Origin of the sequence: Dyadobacter psychrotolerans, from assembly GCF_004349265.1 — a bacterium.
In the GTDB taxonomy this organism is placed as follows: domain Bacteria; phylum Bacteroidota; class Bacteroidia; order Cytophagales; family Spirosomataceae; genus Dyadobacter; species Dyadobacter psychrotolerans.
Genome location: NZ_SMFL01000008.1, coordinates 1 through 19759 on the forward strand (window position 1 = coordinate 1; position 19759 = coordinate 19759).

The 19759-nt window shown below is 41.1% G+C and carries 21 protein-coding genes, 1 tRNA gene and 1 rRNA gene; 5 read left to right on the plus strand and 18 right to left on the minus strand.

The features are described from left to right. Window positions 1-179: 179 nt before the first annotated feature. Window positions 180-291: ribosomal RNA gene (gene rrf / locus E0F88_RS20425) — 5S ribosomal RNA — on the plus strand. Between the two features lie 96 nt (window positions 292-387). Beyond that, window positions 388-461: transfer RNA gene (locus tag E0F88_RS20430), tRNA-Pro, on the plus strand. 208 nt (window positions 462-669) lie between these two features. Here the strand turns inward: E0F88_RS20430 and E0F88_RS20435 are convergent. The 5 genes from E0F88_RS20435 to E0F88_RS20455 all read right to left on the minus strand — a co-directional run bounded on the left by E0F88_RS20435 (window position 670) and on the right by E0F88_RS20455 (window position 5629). After that, window positions 670-801 (minus strand): 30S ribosomal protein THX, encoded by a 132-nt coding sequence (locus E0F88_RS20435; protein ID WP_131960142.1) that lies wholly within the window; start codon window positions 799-801, stop codon window positions 670-672. Window positions 802-906: 105 nt separating this feature from the next. Continuing rightward, window positions 907-1986 carry a winged helix DNA-binding domain-containing protein gene (locus tag E0F88_RS20440; protein ID WP_131960143.1) on the minus strand — a complete coding sequence of 360 codons (1080 nt, stop codon included), beginning with the start codon at window positions 1984-1986 and terminating at the stop codon, window positions 907-909. A 46-nt stretch (window positions 1987-2032) separates the two neighbouring features. Next, on the minus strand, window positions 2033-2710 hold the full coding sequence (locus E0F88_RS20445) for a 2-C-methyl-D-erythritol 4-phosphate cytidylyltransferase (RefSeq protein WP_131960355.1): 678 nt from the start codon (window positions 2708-2710) through the stop codon (window positions 2033-2035). Between the two features lie 97 nt (window positions 2711-2807). Then, complete coding sequence (gene queA / locus E0F88_RS20450; protein ID WP_131960144.1) at window positions 2808-3857, minus strand: tRNA preQ1(34) S-adenosylmethionine ribosyltransferase-isomerase QueA; 1050 nt, start codon at window positions 3855-3857, stop codon at window positions 2808-2810. Window positions 3858-4123: 266 nt separating this feature from the next. Then, window positions 4124-5629 (minus strand): acetyl-CoA carboxylase biotin carboxylase subunit, encoded by a 1506-nt coding sequence (locus E0F88_RS20455; protein WP_131960145.1) that lies wholly within the window; start codon window positions 5627-5629, stop codon window positions 4124-4126. Window positions 5630-5815: 186 nt separating this feature from the next. On the opposite strand from E0F88_RS20455, the gene E0F88_RS20460 reads away from it, so the two are divergent. Then, the gene (locus tag E0F88_RS20460) at window positions 5816-7087 is read left to right on the plus strand and encodes an aminotransferase class I/II-fold pyridoxal phosphate-dependent enzyme (RefSeq protein ID WP_131960146.1); all 1272 of its coding nucleotides are present in this window, start codon (window positions 5816-5818) and stop codon (window positions 7085-7087) included. A 258-nt stretch (window positions 7088-7345) separates the two neighbouring features. Beyond that, entirely contained in the window at window positions 7346-7525 is a 180-nt protein-coding gene (locus tag E0F88_RS20465; RefSeq protein WP_131960147.1) for a BF3379 family histone-like protein, read from the plus strand. A 55-nt stretch (window positions 7526-7580) separates the two neighbouring features. On the opposite strand, the gene E0F88_RS20470 is transcribed toward E0F88_RS20465, so the two are convergent. The 3 genes from E0F88_RS20470 to E0F88_RS20480 form a co-directional block, all read right to left on the minus strand. Continuing rightward, a complete protein-coding gene (locus E0F88_RS20470; protein WP_131960148.1) occupies window positions 7581-7994 on the minus strand; it encodes a MaoC family dehydratase in 414 nt (137 codons plus the stop codon). A gap of 119 nt (window positions 7995-8113) precedes the next feature. Beyond that, entirely contained in the window at window positions 8114-8497 is a 384-nt protein-coding gene (locus E0F88_RS20475) for an HPF/RaiA family ribosome-associated protein (RefSeq protein ID WP_131960149.1), read from the minus strand. A gap of 230 nt (window positions 8498-8727) precedes the next feature. Continuing rightward, window positions 8728-9030, minus strand: a complete 303-nt coding sequence (locus tag E0F88_RS20480) for a DUF4286 family protein (RefSeq protein WP_131960150.1) — start codon at window positions 9028-9030, stop codon at window positions 8728-8730. 168 nt (window positions 9031-9198) lie between these two features. Between E0F88_RS20480 and E0F88_RS20485 the strand changes: the two genes are divergently transcribed. Beyond that, window positions 9199-9618 (plus strand): cytochrome B, encoded by a 420-nt coding sequence (locus E0F88_RS20485; RefSeq protein WP_131960151.1) that lies wholly within the window; start codon window positions 9199-9201, stop codon window positions 9616-9618. 119 nt (window positions 9619-9737) lie between these two features. On the opposite strand, the gene cysM is transcribed toward E0F88_RS20485, so the two are convergent. From cysM to E0F88_RS20535, 10 genes are all read right to left on the minus strand, one after another. After that, window positions 9738-10610, minus strand: coding sequence for a cysteine synthase CysM (gene cysM / locus E0F88_RS20490; protein WP_131960152.1), 873 nt, complete (start codon window positions 10608-10610; stop codon window positions 9738-9740). Between the two features lie 178 nt (window positions 10611-10788). After that, window positions 10789-12009, minus strand: a complete 1221-nt coding sequence (locus E0F88_RS20495; protein ID WP_131960153.1) for an alpha/beta hydrolase family protein — start codon at window positions 12007-12009, stop codon at window positions 10789-10791. A gap of 75 nt (window positions 12010-12084) precedes the next feature. Beyond that, window positions 12085-12825, minus strand: a complete 741-nt coding sequence (locus E0F88_RS20500) for an alpha/beta fold hydrolase (protein ID WP_131960154.1) — start codon at window positions 12823-12825, stop codon at window positions 12085-12087. Between the two features lie 164 nt (window positions 12826-12989). Beyond that, on the minus strand, window positions 12990-14705 hold the full coding sequence (locus tag E0F88_RS20505) for an AMP-binding protein (protein WP_131960155.1): 1716 nt from the start codon (window positions 14703-14705) through the stop codon (window positions 12990-12992). Window positions 14706-14841: 136 nt separating this feature from the next. Beyond that, complete coding sequence (locus tag E0F88_RS20510) at window positions 14842-15354, minus strand: GNAT family N-acetyltransferase (RefSeq protein ID WP_131960156.1); 513 nt, start codon at window positions 15352-15354, stop codon at window positions 14842-14844. Between the two features lie 45 nt (window positions 15355-15399). Beyond that, window positions 15400-16794: a hypothetical protein gene (locus E0F88_RS20515; protein ID WP_131960157.1), complete on the minus strand. Its 1395-nt coding sequence runs from the start codon at window positions 16792-16794 to the stop codon at window positions 15400-15402. 63 nt (window positions 16795-16857) lie between these two features. Continuing rightward, complete coding sequence (locus E0F88_RS20520; protein ID WP_131960158.1) at window positions 16858-17949, minus strand: hypothetical protein; 1092 nt, start codon at window positions 17947-17949, stop codon at window positions 16858-16860. A 98-nt stretch (window positions 17950-18047) separates the two neighbouring features. Next, window positions 18048-18650: a hypothetical protein gene (locus E0F88_RS20525; protein WP_131960159.1), complete on the minus strand. Its 603-nt coding sequence runs from the start codon at window positions 18648-18650 to the stop codon at window positions 18048-18050. A gap of 18 nt (window positions 18651-18668) precedes the next feature. Next, a complete protein-coding gene (locus tag E0F88_RS20530; protein ID WP_229213848.1) occupies window positions 18669-19241 on the minus strand; it encodes a thermonuclease family protein in 573 nt (190 codons plus the stop codon). A gap of 72 nt (window positions 19242-19313) precedes the next feature. Continuing rightward, the gene (locus E0F88_RS20535; protein ID WP_131960160.1) at window positions 19314-19712 is read right to left on the minus strand and encodes a hypothetical protein; all 399 of its coding nucleotides are present in this window, start codon (window positions 19710-19712) and stop codon (window positions 19314-19316) included. Window positions 19713-19759: the final 47 nt, after the last annotated feature.

Below are 19759 nucleotides of genomic sequence, written 5' to 3' on the forward strand. Positions count from 1 at the left end.
CGACGTTGATAGGCTGCAGGTGTATGTATAGAAATATATTCAGCCGAGCAGTACTAATTACCCAACAGCTTGCACATTAAATCTCTTTATTTTATCTCTTCTACTTCCAATATGACATGAAATTCAATGTTAATCATTGAAACTCAAAAGACATTGTTGATAAACCAACAGAAAATCTTGTTGGTGGCTATTGGCCTGGTGTTCACCTCTTCCCATCCCGAACAGAGAAGTTAAGCCCAGAACCGCCGATGATACTTGGGTCAAACCTGGTAAAGTAGGTAGCCGCCACAATACTATTACAAATCAAGCCATCCTGAAAAGGGTGGCTTTTTTGCTTTAAGTAGAGACCCTAAGTTTTATATTAATAGAAATAGGGTTTATTTTCTTCGGGGAGTGGCGCAGCCCGGTAGCGCATCTGGTTTGGGACCAGAGGGTCGCAGGTTCGAATCCTGTCTCCCCGACACTATTGAAACAGGGAAGAAATCTGGTTTGGGACCATAGGGTGCCGGCTGGCGTTCGAATCCTGTTTCCCAAAAGAAAAAGAGTCAAACAACAGTCGAATCTGTTTTTTGATTCTTTTTTTATTATAGCTATAAGTAAGTTCTGTTATGGTTTAGGTAAATCTATTTGAGCTTCTCCAAATCTGCATAACCCGGAAAGGCATTCGCTTTAATAGCTTTTTGCAGGTTTATCTGGAACGTCAGATTCAGGCCTTTTTTCGTTTTCCAAAGGACGGCGTAATTTCCCGAAAGTACCAAACCAAATTTTACCTCTTTTTGTTTTTCTGTCTCCTTTTCTCATTCTACAAGTTTTTAGGATTGTAAAAAAAAATAGAAGACAAAATAATGAGCGTCACAAAATTGTACAGTCCAAAACAGAATTTTTTATTCTTTTGTAGATGATACCTTATTGTACCGACAAATCCATACCAAGATAAGCTGAATACTTTTTTGCAGCGATTTCAATTTGGTTCAATGTGGTTTTGCTGAACTTCGTAAAAGGCAGTAGTGCGAGTAATATCTTCTCCTTTGTTAAGGTTCTTCTCCAAAGTCCTTCAATCTTACCATTAATTACAATGGTCGGCATAAACATCCCATTATTTCCGGGGACGATTTTGGGCAGATGTATGTGGTCAACAACCAAAGTACGGTCGGTATAACCCAGCATATATTCATCAAAACCGGGTAGCAAATGAACTGACGGGCGGGAAGTATTTACCAGGTCCGGTAGAGAACGTTCCATCCAATAGGTTTTTTGATCAATAATAAAAGATTCAAGCTGATCAAGTACAGAGTTTAGTCCTTCTTTCGCATCGGTTACTTTTAATCCGGTCCACCAGATGAAGTCCTGCAGTGTCGCCGGGCCATGACTTTTAAAATACTTTAAGGCAATTTCCGCCAATGCTTCTTCTCTTGACAACTTCTTTGAAACAGGTATCCATTCATCTAAAAGTACATAAGTAGCCTGTTTGTCGTTATGTATTCCATGGCATAACAACTGCTTTTGTGCTAAATAATTTATGATATGAATGCCTCTCTGGCCAGTTGTAGAAATAGCATTGCTTTCCAGTAAGGCATAAAGCTCACTTCGCATAAGCTGTTTTCCGCCTTGCAGTTCTTTGGATAAAAGATCATAACTTTTGTTAAAAATACTATCATCCAATTCCAATTGACGATACCGGCCGGCAGCTCCTTTTATGATCCGTGGTGTAAGTAAAGTAAGCATCCAGTGGACAACTTCCGAAGCAATAAAGTGAAGCGTTCCCCGCATAGGCCAGGTCCTAACGACAGATCTTTCTGATATTGCTTTATCAATATCTTCTTCAGAATGAGCTGGAGCGCGAAGACCCAAAGACCATTTGGCCCCGGCGTAGTCCTGAGCCTGTACAGCACCAAGCCACGAGACCACATCTTTAACTTTTTTAAAAGGGTGGTGGAAGATTAGCTGATTATGAAGCCGGAGATTGACTAAATCGTTTATTTTCATATTCTGACATAAGTCCAATTTACTCAGGGTATTTGAAATACCTGTTTTAAGTATTCTTTATGAGGTAAATTTCTGCCCAGCGCAGATCTTCCGGGGTAGTGATTTTAATATTTTCATAAGCGCCTTCTATCAGATGAATAGAATATCCGGCTGATTCCAACACACTGGCACAATCCGTAAATGTTGGTTGATAGGATTGAGAAAAAGCAGTTCGCATCCAGTCCAGACGGAAAGTTTGGGGTGTCTGTACCAACCGATAAGAACTTCTATCGAGTGCAGTATTTTTACCTTCTGCACTGATTTGCCGTAGGGAATCTTTCATTGCGACTGCCGTAACCGCAGTTCCGGAGATAAGCGCTGTTGTAAAGCTGTTTTTTATAATCTCTGTGCTGATTACCGGGCGCACTCCGTCGTGGACAGCGACTAATCCTTCTTCTCCGCTTATATGGCCTAAACCGTTCTTTACTGAATCAAAACGTGTTTCACCACCCACCACCAACTGATGATCTGTTTCAAACCCGTATTCCATGCAGAGCTCTTTCCAAGACGTTAATTGTTCTTTAGGAAGTACTACGTTAATAAATATATTGGACGAATAACTTTTAAATGCATTGATTGTGTGCATCAGTATTGGAAGTCCGTTCACAGCAATAAACTGCTTAGGGATGTTGCTCTTCATCCTGCTTCCGGATCCGCCTGCAACTATGATCACATATTCCTGCATAGAAGTTGTGTTAAATGATATAAAAAAAGTCACTTACTTTCAGGAGCGTTTTACATGCCTGGTGGTAAGTGACAAAAATATATTTTTAAAACGATTTTCAGATGATCAGCATCGCATCACCATAGGTGAAGAATTTGTATTTTTCTTTAATCGCCATTTCGTAAGCTTTCATAACCAAGTCAAATCCCCCGAAGGCACATGCCGACATCAGCAGAATGGATTCAGGTAACTGGAAGTTAGACAACATTGCGTTAGCTATTTTGAAATCGTAAGGAGGGAAAACAAATTTATCTGTCCAGCCTTCAACTGCCTTTAAATGGCCGCTCGCAGAAACAGATGATTCAATTGCCTTCAATGATGTAGTTCCAACTGCACAAACACGTTTTTTTGCATCAATAGAAGCATTAACAATATCGGCGCTGGCCTGTGAAATCCTGTAATTTTCAGAATCTGTTTTGTGTTTGGTTAAATCTTCCACGTCTACTGTACGGAAAGTACCAAGACCCACGTGAAGTGTAACCGGAGCAAAGTTCACACCTTTAATTTCAAGGCGTTTCATCATTGCTTTTGTAAAATGAAGACCGGCTGTTGGTGCTGCAACCGCTCCAACGTGCTCAGCAAAAATAGTCTGAAAACGTTCACGGTCAGCAGTTTCAACCTTACGACGGGAAATAATTTCCGGAGGAAGCGGTGTTTCGCCAAGTTCATCCACCAGTTTCATAAATTCATCGTTATTACCATCATACAAAAAGCGGATAGTACGTCCACGGGAAGTAGTATTATCGATTACCTCAGCAACCAGGTCGCTATCGCCAAAATATAATTTATTACCAACACGGATTTTACGGGCAGGATCTACCAAAACGTCCCATAAACGCATTTCCCTGTTGAGTTCTCTCAAAAGAAAAACTTCAATTTTTGCACCGGTTTTTTCTTTCTGACCATAAAGGCGGGCAGGGAAAACTTTGGTATCATTGATTGCCATTGTGTCGCCGTCATCAAAATAATTGATCAGATCGGCAAACATTTTATGTTCAATTTCTCCTGTTTTACGGTTTACAACCATAAGGCGTGATTCGCCGCGGTCGGATGGGTGAAGTGCAATAAGACTTTGAGGTAAGTCAAACTTAAATTCGGATAGCTTCATAGCTGATTATTCAGTGAAAGTCGATAGTCGTTCAGACCTTGGGGCGGCCAAATGTGACAGTTATATTGGTATTATCAAGTAATCTGTTTAAACAAAAAAATAAGATTCAAATGACCGTATTGCACAATACAACAAGAACAAATATCAATTTGAATACTTTATTTCAATTTAATTTTTAACAAAATCACATAATTATCTGAATTTGCAAAAAATTAAGACCGCAAAAGTAGGAAAGTTTCGGAAAGAATCCTAAGGAATTGTTGGATTTAGTTGCTGTTCAGCTTCCTCGCTCGCCATTTTGATACAATGGCAGCATCAGGTTCCATTTGAGTAGGCCTGGCTATATCCCCCGCAGCAGAAATTTTGGCTGTCATGAATGCAGCAAGCTGCAAAATGTGGGTATCAGGTTGTTTCAGCAGATTTTTAGGAGTAAAAAATTGATTAACAAAATTGGTATCAAATGTTCCGTTTACAAACACTTCGTGCTGCATCACAAAACGGCAGAATTCAAGTGTTGTCTGAACACCTGAAATCTGATATTCGTCGATTGCCCTGGTCATCTTTGAAATTGCCTCTTCCCTGTTCTCGCCGTATGTAATCAGTTTTGCAATCATGGGATCATAATATATCGGGATCTCCATACCTTGTTCAAAACCGTCATCAACGCGCACACCGTTGCCCTGAGGCCTTACGTAAGTTTCGAGCTTTCCCACATCCGGCAAAAAATTATTGGATGCATCTTCGGCATAAACGCGTACTTCGACGGCGTGGCCTTTGATGAATAAATCCTCCTGTCTGATAGCAAGCTGTTCTCCCTCTGCAATTTTAATCATCTGTCTCACCAAGTCTACCCCGGTAATCTGTTCTGTAACCGGATGCTCAACCTGAAGCCGGGTATTCATTTCCAAAAAGTAAAAATTACGGCGTTCGTCCATGATAAACTCAACGGTTCCGGCTCCGTAGTAACCGCATGAGCGGGCCACATCAATGGCACACCTGCCCATCGCTTCCCTGATTTCAGGAGTAACCGAAATTGATGGTGCCTCTTCTATTACTTTTTGGTGCCGTCTTTGTATAGAACATTCTCTTTCAAATAGATGAATAATGTTTCCATGCTGATCACCAAGTACTTGTATTTCGATATGCTTTGGGGAAGTAATATATTTTTCGATAAAAACAGCTCCGTCTCCGAAAGAAGAAATCGCCTCGCTCACGGCACGATCCATTTGCTCATCAAATTCTGCTTCATTCTCCACAACCCGCATCCCTTTCCCGCCACCTCCTCCACTCGCTTTAATCAAAACAGGGTATCCGATGGAAGCAGCAACTACTTTTGCTTCCACACGGTCGGTTACTGCAGAAGAAGTGCCGGGAACCATGGGGATGTTATACTTTCCTGCTGCCTGTTTTGCAGCGAGTTTGTTGCCCATAATCTCAATGGCGTGTGCGGATGGTCCTATGAAGATCAGGCCGGCTTCTTTCACCTGTCCGGCGAAATCAGCATTTTCTGAGAGGAATCCGTAGCCGGGATGAATTGCATCCACATTTAATTCCTTAGAAATTTTAATAATTTTATCAGCCCTCAAATAGGACTCAGCCGAAGGAGCAGGACCAATGCAAACAGCCTCGTCTGCATAGCGCACATGAAGCGACTTCCTATCGGCTTCACTAAAAATTGCAACCGTTGAAATGTTCATTTCACGCGCTGTACGCATTATTCTCAAAGCGATCTCCCCCCGGTTAGCAACCAGTATCTTTTTTATTAACGACATGAAGAACAGAACGGATAGTGGTAAACTGTGGAATTTATGATTGCTATTTAAAGCAGTATTTTTTATTATTTTACTAACTTACGAACTGCTTGACGACGAAGTCATTATTAAGGTAATGTAATTTTTTTTATTTTTGCATTTATCTAACATATATAATCATTGGTTACCCATATAAATTAGAAGCGAGTGGATATTTTTGAGAAACTGCAAAACAACTCCGGGCCTATCGGCAATCCTGCCAAAATGCTGAACAGCCATCACTATTTTTCATTTCCGATGCTTGAAGGCGAGCTGGGGCCGCGTATGCGTTTTATGGGACGGGAAGTGCTGAACTGGAGTCTGAATAACTATCTGGGGCTGGCCAACCATCCTGAGGTAAGAAAAGCGGATGCTGATGCAGCAGCGAAATGGGGGCTTGCCTATCCGATGGGAGCAAGGATGATGTCGGGAAATTCAACCCAGCATGAGGAGTTTGAAAAGGAACTGGCTGAATTTGTAGGAAAAAAAGATTCTTTCCTTTTAAACTACGGTTATCAGGGAATTATGTCAGCCATTGAATGTATCTGTGATTACCGCGACGTAATTGTTTATGACGCAGAGTCTCATGCATGTATCATTGACGGAATCAGGCTGCACAAAGCAAAATTGGGCGAATACTACAAGTTTAACCATAACGATATGGAGAGCCTGGAGAAAAACCTGAAACGTGCAACCAAACTGGCCAATGAAAAGGGCGGAGGCGTATTGGTAATTACAGAAGGCGTCTTCGGAATGTCCGGCAAGGTTGGTAATCTTAAAGCCATTGCTGAACTTAAACAAAAATATGAGTTCCGTTTACTTGTTGATGACGCCCACGGCTTTGGTACAATGGGAGAAACCGGTGCCGGCGTAGGTGAGATGCTTGGGGTGCAAAAAGAAATTGATCTTTATTTTTCAACGTTTGCAAAATCCATGGCGGCCATCGGAGGTTTTATTGCTTCCGACGATCCTGAGATTATCATGTACCTGAAATACAACATGCGGTCCCAGACTTATGCCAAAGCTTTGCCTATGCCTTATGTTGAGGCAGGACGGAAACGTTTGGAAATATTAAAATCAAATCCGGAACTGAGAACAAAACTTTGGGAAAACGTAGCAGCAATGCAGAATGGTCTGCGGAGTCGTGGTTTTAACATCGGTTCAACAGAATCACCGGTAACGCCTGTATTTTTACACAGCGAAGGCGGGGTGCCCGAAGTAACACGCATGGTTCGTGACCTCCGTGAGAACATGGGTGTTTTCTGTTCAATCGTTGTTTACCCGGTAGTGCCTAAGGGGCAGATTATGCTTCGTATCATCCCAACAGCTTCGCATACGCTGGAAGATGTTGAATATACATTGAATGCATTTACTACCCTGGCAGATAAATTAAAGAACCGGGTGTATCAAATTGAAGATGTGCAGGAGGTTGTTGAATAGATAAAATATGCATTTTTTGCGTTCAAGAGGCATTTTGAAAAAAATGTCTCTTTTTTTGTGTTTTTTCTAAATAAATATTTTTATTTTAAACATCTGATTATTAAGTAGTTGTAAAAATATCAAAATTAAATTGCATTATAGAAGTGTTTTTTTTTGTTTTTTGGATTGCGGTAATGTTTTTAATTACTAAATTTCGGGCAAAACATGCGTTTCTAGCCTGTTTTGGGCATTTTTAAACTAAAAAAACAAATAAAGAACATGGCACGATTTGATGAAGTAAAAGACTTGATTCTTTCCCTGGAAGGTGACTTTGATAAGTTCTACAACAAGGAAAACCAGGCTGCTGGTACACGTGTACGTAAAGGCATGCAGGATCTGAAAACACTTGCTCAGGAAATACGTTCTGAAGTTCAGAACAAGAAAAACGCTGCAGAATAGTATTTTAAAGCACACCAAAATTTTGGGCCCGGTTCGTCAGAACCGGGCTTTCTGTTTAGAAAAGCTTTTCGTTGATCATCGTTGCAATTCCCCTTGTCACTACCTTCTTAGTGTTAACATCAAAAATTTCGGTGGAAATTTCGGCAATGTGTTTCTCAGGTTGTATTGTCTTAATTGTAAAAACAGCTTTATAATCGGTTTCAACAAACATAGGACGCAAAAACTCCAGGCTTTGCTTTAGGTAAATGGATCCAAATCCGGGGAATTGTGTTCCCAGTACTTTGGTAAATACTGTTGCTCCAAGCATACCATGGATAATTGGCCGCTTAAAATTAGTTGTGGCCGCATATTCAGCGTCCAGATGCAGCGGATTGTTATCGCCGGTCAGCTCTGCAAAGCGTACAACCTCATCCTGAGTAAACTTAAACAGATGCTCAAATGAGGAATTTACTACTGGTTCTATATTCATAATTATGTATTTCTTTTTTTCAAAAATCGTTTAAATATCGGTTTCCTGCAACCGAAGAGGTACAAAAAAAGGGAAGTTGCCGCTCTGGCAACTTCCCTTTCATATATATGATATGAATATTATTCTTCAGTTTCGTCGGCTATAACAGCGATGGAGGCTTCTTCATCATCCACTACTCCGTCAACAGGTTTGGCTGCCCTCGAAGCGCTGCGCTTGTCTTTAAATTTGATAACCTGCATTTTTAATGTATCTACTGCGAGGTCAGTTGCTTCTTCAAACGTTGTTCCTTTTTCCGTTACGAAAACGGTTCCTCCGGGTACGTAAAGTTTAACTTCTAAAAGTTTGGTATGTAATTTAGCGTTATCGCTCTTGTCTAATTTCAAAAATACCTCTCCACTTGTAATCCTGTCATAAAACGTATCGAGTTTATCCAGTTTCTGTTGGATAAATAATAATAATTTCGGATCAGCATCGAAGTGAATTGCTTGCATCTGCAGTCTCATAAGCACTTAGGTTTAAGGTAAAACATTACTTTAAACCATTCGTCACAAAATTTATACCCGAAGATTGCGACGGTATGTATCAGGTCATGAAATAGTACAAACCGATGCATTTTCCGGCAACTGCCAGGACGAATGGTATATTAAATAAAGAAAATTAATACCTTAAAGTCAAGTGCGGGACGAGGTTTGTTTGAATTAATTCGTAACATTCAGCTGATGCACGTTTTAGCTCAGGCCTCTTCCAAAAGTGTACGAAATGATACGTATTGTCCGTTAAATTTCTGATGGTGTTTCTCCTGAAGCTCAGACTGGTGATTTGTCTGGTACGCCAAAAAGTCCTCCATAGTCCTAAATAAAAATTGTGACGTATAGGTTGAGCCTTCGTTTTCAATTTCCGTTAAAAGACGAAGTAGTTTACATTCCAACGGAAGTTTTGTCGCCAAAATTTCCGGAATGTGAGTTTCTTTCATGTAAGCAAGCCATTCTTTTTCAGCAGCGTAACTGATATTGACTGTTATGTTAAAAATAATCATTTCTTGTATTCGTTAATTTTTTATACTTACTGCAAATATTGCAATTATAATTTTAGCATTCTGAATTCCCTCTATACCTGATTTCGGGACTGATTACATTTGGGAGAAGGTGTTTTGAGACTTACCTTTGTATACTTTCACAAGTTCACCATAACTCGTTTTACCTTTATGAATATTCTTTTACGTGCCCACTCGGGCCTGCGGTATGTAGTATTAGGATTACTTATCGCAGCTGTTTTTGCTGCATATTCCAATTGGCAGAGCAACAAACAGGGAGACAGCAAAATTTATCTTTTTGCACTGATTGCCACGCATACTCAGCTTTTGATCGGCCTGATACTTTACTTTATGAGCCCGAAAGTGGATTTTAGTCTGATCAGCAATAAGGTTTTTCGGTTTTATTCTATTGAGCACGTTTTTATGATGCTTATAGCGATTGTGCTGATCACCGTAGGGCGTGTCCGTTCCAAAAAACTGGAAGGTGCTGACAAACATCGCACCGTGCTTTATTTTTATGCAATGGCATTGGTTATCATTCTTGCAGCTATTCCTTGGCCGTTCCGTAATCTTGGATCGGGCTGGTTTTGATTAGCTATTAGCGGTTAGCTGTCAGCTTTTAGCAGACAGTTGACCGCTAATGAAAAAACTTTCAGCAAATTCACATTTAAGCGAATTATGGCTGATAGCTAAACCCCGGAAGCTAACAGCTAACCAAATAAATCACTTGAAAGATAGCGATCTCCCCGGTCGCAGATGATAAATACAATGACGCCGGAAGTTAATTCTTTCGCAAGTTCTACTGCCGCCCATGCTGCGCCACCGCTGCTCATTCCGGCAAAAACTGCTTCTTCTTTTGCCAGTCTACGGGTCATATTTGTAGCATCTTCCTGCGTAACTTCTATTACCCGGTCAATTCGTTTTTTATCAAATATTTTTGGCAGATATTCTTCCGGCCATTTTCTTATTCCGGGAATGCTCGAACCGTCAGCTGGCTGACATCCCACAATCCGGATGTTTTCGTTTTGTTCTTTCAAATACCTCGACACACCCATAATGGTTCCTGTTGTTCCCATAGAGGAAACAAAATGTGTGATTTGCTGATCCGTATCCTTCCAGATTTCGGGGCCGGTTGTATTGTAATGAGCTTTCCAGTTATCAGGATTTGCAAATTGGTTTAACATAAAGTAGCCATTTTTTACCGCTTTATCTTCTGCATAATCCCGTGCACTTTCCATGGTTTCAGTAAGTGTTACTGTTGCACCGAAAGCCTCCATCGTCAGCACCCGTTCGCGTGTGGAATTCTGAGGCATAATCAGTTCAATTTCAACGCCAAACAAACGCGCTATCATTGCCAGGGCGATACCGGTATTTCCGCTGGTTGCTTCAATGAGTTTTGTGCCCGGTTGAATTTCTCCCCGATCCAGTGCTCCTTTGATCATACTATATGCCGCGCGGTCTTTGACGCTGCCGCCCGGATTATTACCTTCCAGCTTACCGTAAAGTTTTACAAGAGGATTCGGATTGATATGCGTTAATTCAACAAGAGGCGTATTGCCAACTAAATCAAGAAGTGAAGACATTTTAAAATTTGAAAACGTGAGATTATTAAGAAACAGATTTTACGATTGCTATACAGCAACATCGTAAATCACTTTTTCTCACGTTTTTATTAGTTGTAGAGTGCCTGGAGGCAATCGATTTTTGTAAAAACATATTTAATCTATCCATTTAATGGACAACAAATATAATTGATAAAAATCACTTCGTCTCGGTAAAGAAGGTATATGTTCCCAAAAGAAAGGGCGTAACAGAAGAAGCGTGGGTTCCTCCTGCAACTGTGATCAGTTCAACGTTAGGTGCTCCAAGCTTTTTCATAGCCGTAACTGCATTGACCGAATTGAAGTAAAAAACCAAAGGATCTTTATCTCCATGATATAAACGGGTCGGAGTTTTCGGCTTCCAGTTATAAACATTATTATCGGCCACTGCATCCACAAAGCTTTTGTCAGTTCCGTCGTTCAAAGCTTTTTTAAATGAATCGGTCAGGATCGTATTGAAACTCTGCGCAATCGAATAACCTGTTCCCAATGTGCCAATTTGCGTCGCGTAAGGTTCTTTAAAGTAATATGAGGCCGGTTTGCCGATTTTGTAAATCCGGTCATAAGTTAACATGACCCACAGATACAGTCTGTTATAATTTGCGATACCATGCGTAGTGTTGTTAACGACCTCATTCATAAAAGCGGTTTTATCATAAGCACCCGCACCGCAGCTGGAAGCTCTCAAATTAAACTCGGCGGAAGCTTCTTCTTCTATTTTCTTTTGAAGAGACATTGTTGCGAAACCACCTTCGGAATAACCTCCGATATATAATTTTTCATCCCACTTCACCTCGCTCTGATTTTTTAAAAACTCCTTAGATGCGCGTAACATATCCAGCGAAGCGGAAGCAAGAGAAGCCCTGTGTTCGTACGGATGAGGATAATCTTTTGAAGCGCCATAACCGATGTAGTCCGGGTAAGCCACAATATATCCAAGTGCACCAAACAGTGTTCCAAGGCTGGTGCTTTCCGAGTTTACACCATAATTGGACGGGGCTTCTGCATCGGAGCTAATTGTGCCGTGCTGAATACTGATCAGCGAAGCTGCCTGACTCGTAACAGGAACGATTAGCGCGCCTGAAGCCGTGATTTCGGCTCCGTCGGTATTTTTTGTTTTATAAGTGATGCGGTAAGTTTTTACACCATTTTTTACATAAAGCTGTGCGAAAAGCTTTAATGCCTGGTCCTGAGCGGCTGCTGTTTGAATTACTGTTTCTTTTGAAATAGTCCCAACCTGCGTACTGCTTACCAGAAGGGGTGTCTCATCCGGATCGGGGGTGACCTTATTATCATTATTACATGCACTCAGGAAAAGTAAACACCAGATAAGTGAAATGTAAATTTTACGAAATGAAATAATAGATTTAGAAACTTGCATAGCGTTGAAAAGATACGGGTCAGTATTCAGTTATAGCTAACGAATACAGACCCGTTTTAGATCAAAATATTAACTTTAATTAGAAGAAATTTTATTCATGTACCAGTTTATCATTCTGGATGTAGCGTCGGGGCGTTCTATCATACCCATATGACCAGCTTCTGCCAGAATAAACGGGTAACTTTGTTTAGGATATTCCGACAAACTGATACAGCTTTCAAAAGGAATAAGCTTGTCTTGCATACCGATAATAAACAAAACGGGAAATGGCATGTCAGCCAGAACGGAAGTCCTGTCAGGACGGTTTTTCATTGCTACGATCCCTGAAATTAAAGCCTGAGCCGGTAGTTTTCCATAACGCTCAATGTGTTTTTGCAGAAGTTCAGGATGTAACTCTTTGAACCTTTCTCCAAACAGGTTACCTGCCGTATTTTTCACAACTGCCTCGGTTCCGTGATTTTTTAATAGTTCAATGGTTTGTTCGCGCTGCTGTTTTTTTGCTTCATCATCCGCATAGGCTGTTGAATGAAATAAACCAAAACCTTCCAGCATTTCAGGATATTTTTCAGCGAAGGCGAGCGCAATATAACCGCCCATTGAATGACCAATCAGCGTGAATTTATTAATATTTGCATTGGTCAGAAAGCGATGTACTTCTTCGGCATATTCCTCAACAGACTGACTGGATGTATAAAGTGAAATGTTGGGTCTGACAATAGTAAAATATTCGTTTAACGCAGCATCAAGATTGTCCCAGATTGTATCATCCGCGCCATGACCATGCAGTAATACCAGGGTTTTCCGGTGTAGATTCATAATTATTTACTTTCAAGGTTTATATACTTGTTTGGTTAAATATACATAAAGGTCATTCCAATGTGGCGCTTTAGTGTAATTGATTTGATAAATATGAAGCAGAAGACTAAATAAAAAGGCCCGGATTGGACATCCGGACCTTTGAAGTAAATTTAAAAAGAAAGCTATTTTGTCTTAGCCAACTCTTCTTCTCTCAGCGCTCTTCGAAGAATTTTACCGACGTTTGTTTTAGGCAATTCTGCCCTGAACTCAATTTTTTTCGGACATTTATAAGCAGTCAGGTTTTCCTTGCAAAAAGCCTTTACCTTTTCTTCTGTCAGTTCAGGATCTTTTTTTACGATAAAAACTTTCACAAGTTCTCCCGTTTTTTCATCAGGAATCCCAACGCAGGCAACTTCCAGAACACCGGGACATTGTGCAACGACATCCTCAATTTCATTTGGATATACATTAAATCCCGATACCAGGATCATATCTTTCTTACGGTCTACGATCCTGAAAAAACCGTCCGGGTCTTCAATCCCGATGTCGCCTGTCCGGAACCAGCGACCGTTTTCATCTTCAAAAATAACTTTAACCGTTTCGTCAGGGCGGTTGTAGTACCCAAGCATGATCTGCGGACCCTTAGCGCAGATTTCTCCTTTTTCTCCAAGTTCGGCCCAGGTGTCGTCGTCCCTTAAAATGCGAAGTTCCGTACTCGGAAAGGGAAGACCGATTGTTCCCAGATGATGCTTTCCGTCCAGAGGATTTACCGATAACACGGGAGATGTTTCAGAAAGACCGTATCCTTCCACCAACACACAGCCTGTGACTTCTTCCCAGCGTTTGGCAACTACTTTTTGCAAGGCCATGCCTCCGGCAATGGTTATTTTCAATCCGCTGAAATCGATATCCTTGAAATCAGGGTTGTTCAGCAAGCCGTTAAAAAGGGTATTGAGACCCGGGAAAATATTAATTTTGTATTTTTTTAGCTCTTTTACAAAAGCCGGAATATCTCTTGGATTGGTGACTAGAATATTAAGAGCGCCCCATTTGATCCCGCAAAGGGCATTGATAGTCATTGCGAAAACATGGTACAGAGGCAATGCACCCACCATTGTTAACGAACCTGAATGATCAGAATTTCGCATTTTTGACATCAGCCATTCATTAACGCCCTCCACATTAGCCACCAGATTACGGTGACTAAGCATGGCTCCTTTGGAAACACCAGTAGTTCCTCCGGTATACTGGATAAAAGCTACATCGATACCGGAAATATTCGGTCGCTTATAAGTTACGCCTGCACCTGTTTCCAGAGCGTTGTTGAAGGAAACGCTTTTTGAAATATGGTAAGCAGGAACCATTTTCTTTACATACTTAACCACTGAATTAACAATCAGCTTTTTGGGAAAACCCAGCAGATCACCAATTTCAGTAACAATGACGTGTTCAATGACCGTACTATCCAGAATTTTTTCCAGATTGGCAGCGAAGTTGGCCATAATCACAATTGCCTTTGCACCGGAGTCGTTAAACTGATGCTGCATTTCGCGGCAGGTATAAAGCGGATTGGTATTAACGATTATCAGTCCGGCTCTCAGCGCACCAAACATCACCACTGGATATTGCAGCACATTAGGCATTTGAATCGCGATACGGTCTCCTTTTTTCAAGCCGACGCTTTGCAGATATGCAGCAAAATCACCGGATAACTGACTTAGTTTTTTAAACGTGATCTGCTTACCCATGTTGGTATAAGCAGCATTATCAGGATATTTTTCAAAACCGGTTTCAATCAGATCCAAAAGCGAAGTATATGCATCCGGATCGATTTCATAAGGAATGCCCTCAGGATAATGTTTCAGCCAGGGATATGTATCTTTTGATATGGACATCATAATTACGGTCAGTACAGGTTATTGTTTAGGGTATCTTTATATTAAACAATAAATTAAGATAAAAATTTATAAAAACAGTGCAATTAATTTATGAAAATAAGATTTGCAGTGATTTCAAAGGTGTCAACGGGCGGTTTCAACAAGGTTTTTTAATTTCCCAGCGCCAGAGAGGACCTTCATCAGGATCGTTGACGTCTTCTGTTTGAACAAAACCTACTTTTTGAAGTATGTGACCGGAAGCATTTTCTTCGGCGAGGGTGTGTGCCACCACTTTATGTACGCCGCTTTTGGTGAAGGCATGTTTTACAAGCCCATGTGCAGTTTCCGTTCCGAGACCTTTAAGACGGTGAGAAGGCATAATTTCATAACCGATTTCAACCATTCCGGTTGAATCAGGTTCGCCTTTGTAACCGCAGGATCCGATCAATTGATTTTCCGGAATGTGTATTATGAGGTAAACCCACCATTCACGAAGAGGAGGATGTGCTTTCCAGCGATGATAGGATGGGGTAAAAGTATCGCGGAATTCTGTCCACTTTTTTGGGACGTTCACACCCATAACGCGGGCGAGGGTATTGTTGCCCATTCGAATGGCATCGAAAAGGGTATCGTCGCAGGGAACAATTCTTAAATTGGGGGTTAAAATCATATTATTGGTATCCTAAAAAGATCTGAACCCCCAATTTAAGTAAAATCATTGTGAGTTGTTTTCATCGAAGCGATCTGTGATCGCTTTACGGATCGCCTGATGCGGACGCATTCCGTTGCTTCTTGCCCTTGTAACCGCTCTGTCAGATGAGGCATTTGATTTTGCACGCATAGCCAGATCAGATACGGTCAGGTGACGATTTCGCCAAGAATCATATTCTTCTTCATTCATGACCTCACGGGTAACCTGCCCACGAGCATAACCGTCTCCGAAAGAATGAACTCTACTTTCAGTCAGCGCCTGTCTGCGCTCTTCTTCAAGTTTATCTATGGCAGCAATTATCTCTTTTTCATCTTCTTTCAATTCTTCCCGGGATGGAAGTACGGAAAGCTCGTTTTCAAGAATATTTTTCTGTGTACGATGATTGGACAAAGTATTTAAAAACGGCTCCATTTGTTTCATGGTTTTCTTACGTCTCCGTCGCAAACGCCAGAGCTTCGGATCAATCTGGAGCCATCGGTACCAAAATCCTTGTAAGACAGGCAATGCCATACCGAGAGAAACCGCACCGGCAATGGCAAACAAAACACCGCTCAATACGAATGAAAGTAACGCCCATGGACTGTTGACCAGATCCAGATTCAGCTGATCAGAATTTTTGAGTGCCTGTTCGATTTTGTTAGTAAGTTCCGGGCTGCTGATCGGTGCACCGGTCATTGGATCGACCGCATTCAACTGAAGGTTTTTGACCGACTTGTTAATCGCTTCTTTCAGCTTGTCAGTCCGGTAAGCTTCATAACGGAACCAGCCTAATACAATCAGGGTCACGATTGCAAAAATAGACAGAATGAGCTTAAATTTTGCATAACGGGACTTGGCTTTCTGCGTATCCTCATTGTGATAGGGTTCCTCAATCAGCCGGTCATATGCCGGTTTAAGTAAGACCGATAGCATGGCAAGGCCAATTGCAAATGCCCAGGCTTCGTTTGAGTTGCGGATATTCAGGGCGTAGGCGACTATTTCGTGGGAGATAATCAGGTCACCAGCTATAAAAGAAATACCGGCAGCAAGAAAGATAAGACCGGCTATCAGGGAATATGACGGTCCCTTATCTTTTCTTTTTTGTTTTAAAACTTCGGTTTCAGAGTCGATTGAGGCAACCGTTTTTTCAAGTTCCTGAACCTGGCGTGAGCTGCGATCCAGGCCGGTTAGCTCTTCCTGCAATTTATCAAAAGAAAGCTTCTGTTTGTTTACAGTTTCCTGATGTTTACCACGGATGGTATTAAGCTGTTCTCTTTTCTGATTAAGATGGTCATTAACCCAGTCATGATTAACATTGCTGGATAAATATGTTTCGTACGACTGCCGATCCAGTCCTTCTATTCCGCTGGTGTAACCGTGCTGGTAGTCACCGTTCTGGTTGGGATTTTGCTCGTCCATATTATTTAAATTTTGAATGAGAGAATGATTGAACAGGAGAATGAGCTAAAATGTGCCCGGTTACTATTGGCCTCCTTTTTGAATATAGTTCAGTTGTTTTCCGGTCAGCTGATTTTTCATGCGTCTTGCAAGAAAAAACTCACTTTCGAAAAGTTTAACCAGCATATCGCGGCGGGCATTGATGCGATCCCGCTCGGTTTCTGCCGTACTTTGTTCACGTAACACCTGCCACTTTTTTACACGCAGTTCATCCACTTCTGCCTGTAAATCCAGCACTTCGGATTCCCAGTTGGCAGCATCATCAGCAAACTGTTTGCGGTTGCGAATGGTTCCCACCCAGGATTGAAGGTCGTTGCGGAGAACCGTAATATTGCTCAGGAAAAGTTTTCCTGCGAATAGAAAAAGGAAAAAGATAAATACGAATAGAGCACCTGCCTGTAACCAGCTCTGTGTGGGAAGTACGTTGGCAAAAACAAAAAGCGCTGCCGCAAAAGGCAGACCAATTTCTTCCAAAAGCGGACGCCAGGTTACCTTCGATTCTGAATCATGAAACATCGATATCCTGCCAAAAAGGCTAAACATCCCAGCCAGAAATATTCCAAGTGCGATCCAGGAGCTTTCAGTAAAAACCGGGCGGAGCGATTCACGGATCAAAAAAAAGTTCCCAACACACATTGCAGCACATAAAGCCAGGCCAATCAGTGTGCGGGGCAGGTGATGGTCAGATTCTGTTTTTGCAATGGTATTCGTATTGAGTTTGTCTTTCAGTTCTTGGATCCGGTTCGTTTTTTGGCCGATAAAAAGATTGAGTTCCTGAATCCGTTCATTATGCTGCTCAATCTGGCTGATAGGTTCAGCGGCCAGATGAGAAAAATATTTTTGAATGATGTCGGTCTTTTCCGTTGGGTCGGATTCTGATAAGCCAAAAAGAACACCTTCGTCTCTCAATGTATCTTCATCTTCAAGCCAGTAGGGAATGGTAACTTCCGAAACCGGTTGCGATTCGATGTATACAGAATGGTTTTGCAGAGGCATAACATCGGCGAAACCAGCCTGGGGTACATTGGTTTCTACAGGTTCGTCGTCATAGTATTGTTCCTCGTCGGCTTTGGACGTACGGAAAAAGGAGGAAAGGTATTCAGTGAGTCTGGCCATAGCGTTTTCATAGATTAGCCTGCGATTATCCATGAAAACAGGGAAGTAACCTACATTATTGTGATGATCGGTCAGAAAATAAGGTAAGTTGCTCTTAACTAGGCTTTTTCAAATATTTTTTGTAATGCCTGCCAGAGTTTTCTTTTAAGGTCACGATCTGCTTCAATTACTACAAGAGGATCTGTCAAAAGAAACCAGATACCTTCCACCAGCTTTGGCGTGTAAGGTACAAGCAGCAAATCCAGATTGAGTTTAATCAGTGGAACTCCGAATGTAATAAAGTAATTTGTCTTTTTCTCTTTAAGCACGTTTCTGGCATCCTTTCCAGGTAAAAAACTGAAATTAATGATGTCGGCATTGCTAACAGAATATTTGACAGCCTTTAAAATATTATCCAAAAACAGCGATTCAGAAGCCAGCATTTCCTTATGCTTTGGTTCGTCTGTTAAGATTAAAATTTTATGATTTAAAGTCGGGAATTCGATTACCGGATCGGGCGTTGGGGTTTTAGGAGCAGTGATGGCAACTGGTTCTGTATCAACCTGAATAGGCAATGCTTTCTTTACAATTACAGCAGGTTGCGAAACTGTATCAATTACCGGTTTATCGGTTTTTATAACAACTTTACTTCTTTCTTCATGTGTATGAAATAAAGTTTCGTTATGAAAAAGTATCCGGAAAAGTGCCGCCTGCGAACTCATATTATTTTGACTGATGTTTCAGAGTTTACCCAAATTTACCTGCTCTAAGCTCCAAATCCCAATTTTTTTATTCCTGGCCTGAATTTCCAGATTTGAATATTCGGCACTTGAGGAATATTTTTTGAAGTGAACGGCATAGCCCTTTTTGACAAGCTCCTTATTGAGAACTTTTCCGTCTGGTAAAACCAATTCTCCCAGCAACCTTCCATAGCGGTCAAAATTGCCTTCATGCCTTATTTGCACTACTTTTCTGAAACACAAATCGGAGGTAAACTGCTTGGCTACTTTATAGTATGGCTTCCCGCGTTCTGGACTATTCACATGCAGGAAACGTATTCTCAACGGCATATCCTTACGATGTCCGGCTTTTTTTCCGGTAAAAACAAATTTAAGTTCAATGGTGTCGCCGTCCTGTATGCCAATTACCTCTGCTTTTAGAACCTGAGGAAGGACATCACTTGTGGTAATTGTTCCTTTGGGATAAATTAGTTTTGCTTTTTTCTGGCCAAAAGAAGGCAAAGCAAAGATGAAAATAAGAACGAAAATGTAAGCGGTTCTTATTCTGTAAGTTGATTGTAAAATAATTGACACGCGTATTAATTCATAACAGATGAGACTTTAAAGATAGCCATTCTTAAATGTCCCGGGTTATAAAAAAGCAGATTACTTTACTTCAAGTTTATACCATTTAATATCTTTCAGAGCTTCGCGGCGTGCAACTGTTTGAGTAGGAGCATAGTACTTTTCAAGATAATCAAGAACCTGTTTTTCGGTTTCTCCCAGGTCCCACAAATTATGGTTGGCCTGCATCCATCGTATTTTTTGTTTCCAGCCGTCTCTTGTAAAATGGTTGGCAATAATAAGTTTTGACGAATGGCAGCTTGTACATTGTGCCTTCACCATAAACAAGTCTTTATCCACAATTAGCCCGGTTTCTTTGTCTTTTTTCAGCGTATCACTCACCGCGGCAAAACTTGAAGGTATGGAGCCATTGTCAGTTCTTTCCGTAAAAGAGCTGGCTAAAATGGAGAAACCAATAAGTATAATTAAAAGGAATTTCATGTTTTATATTTTTATGAACCAGCGATCAGTTCTTCCCAAACCCAAGC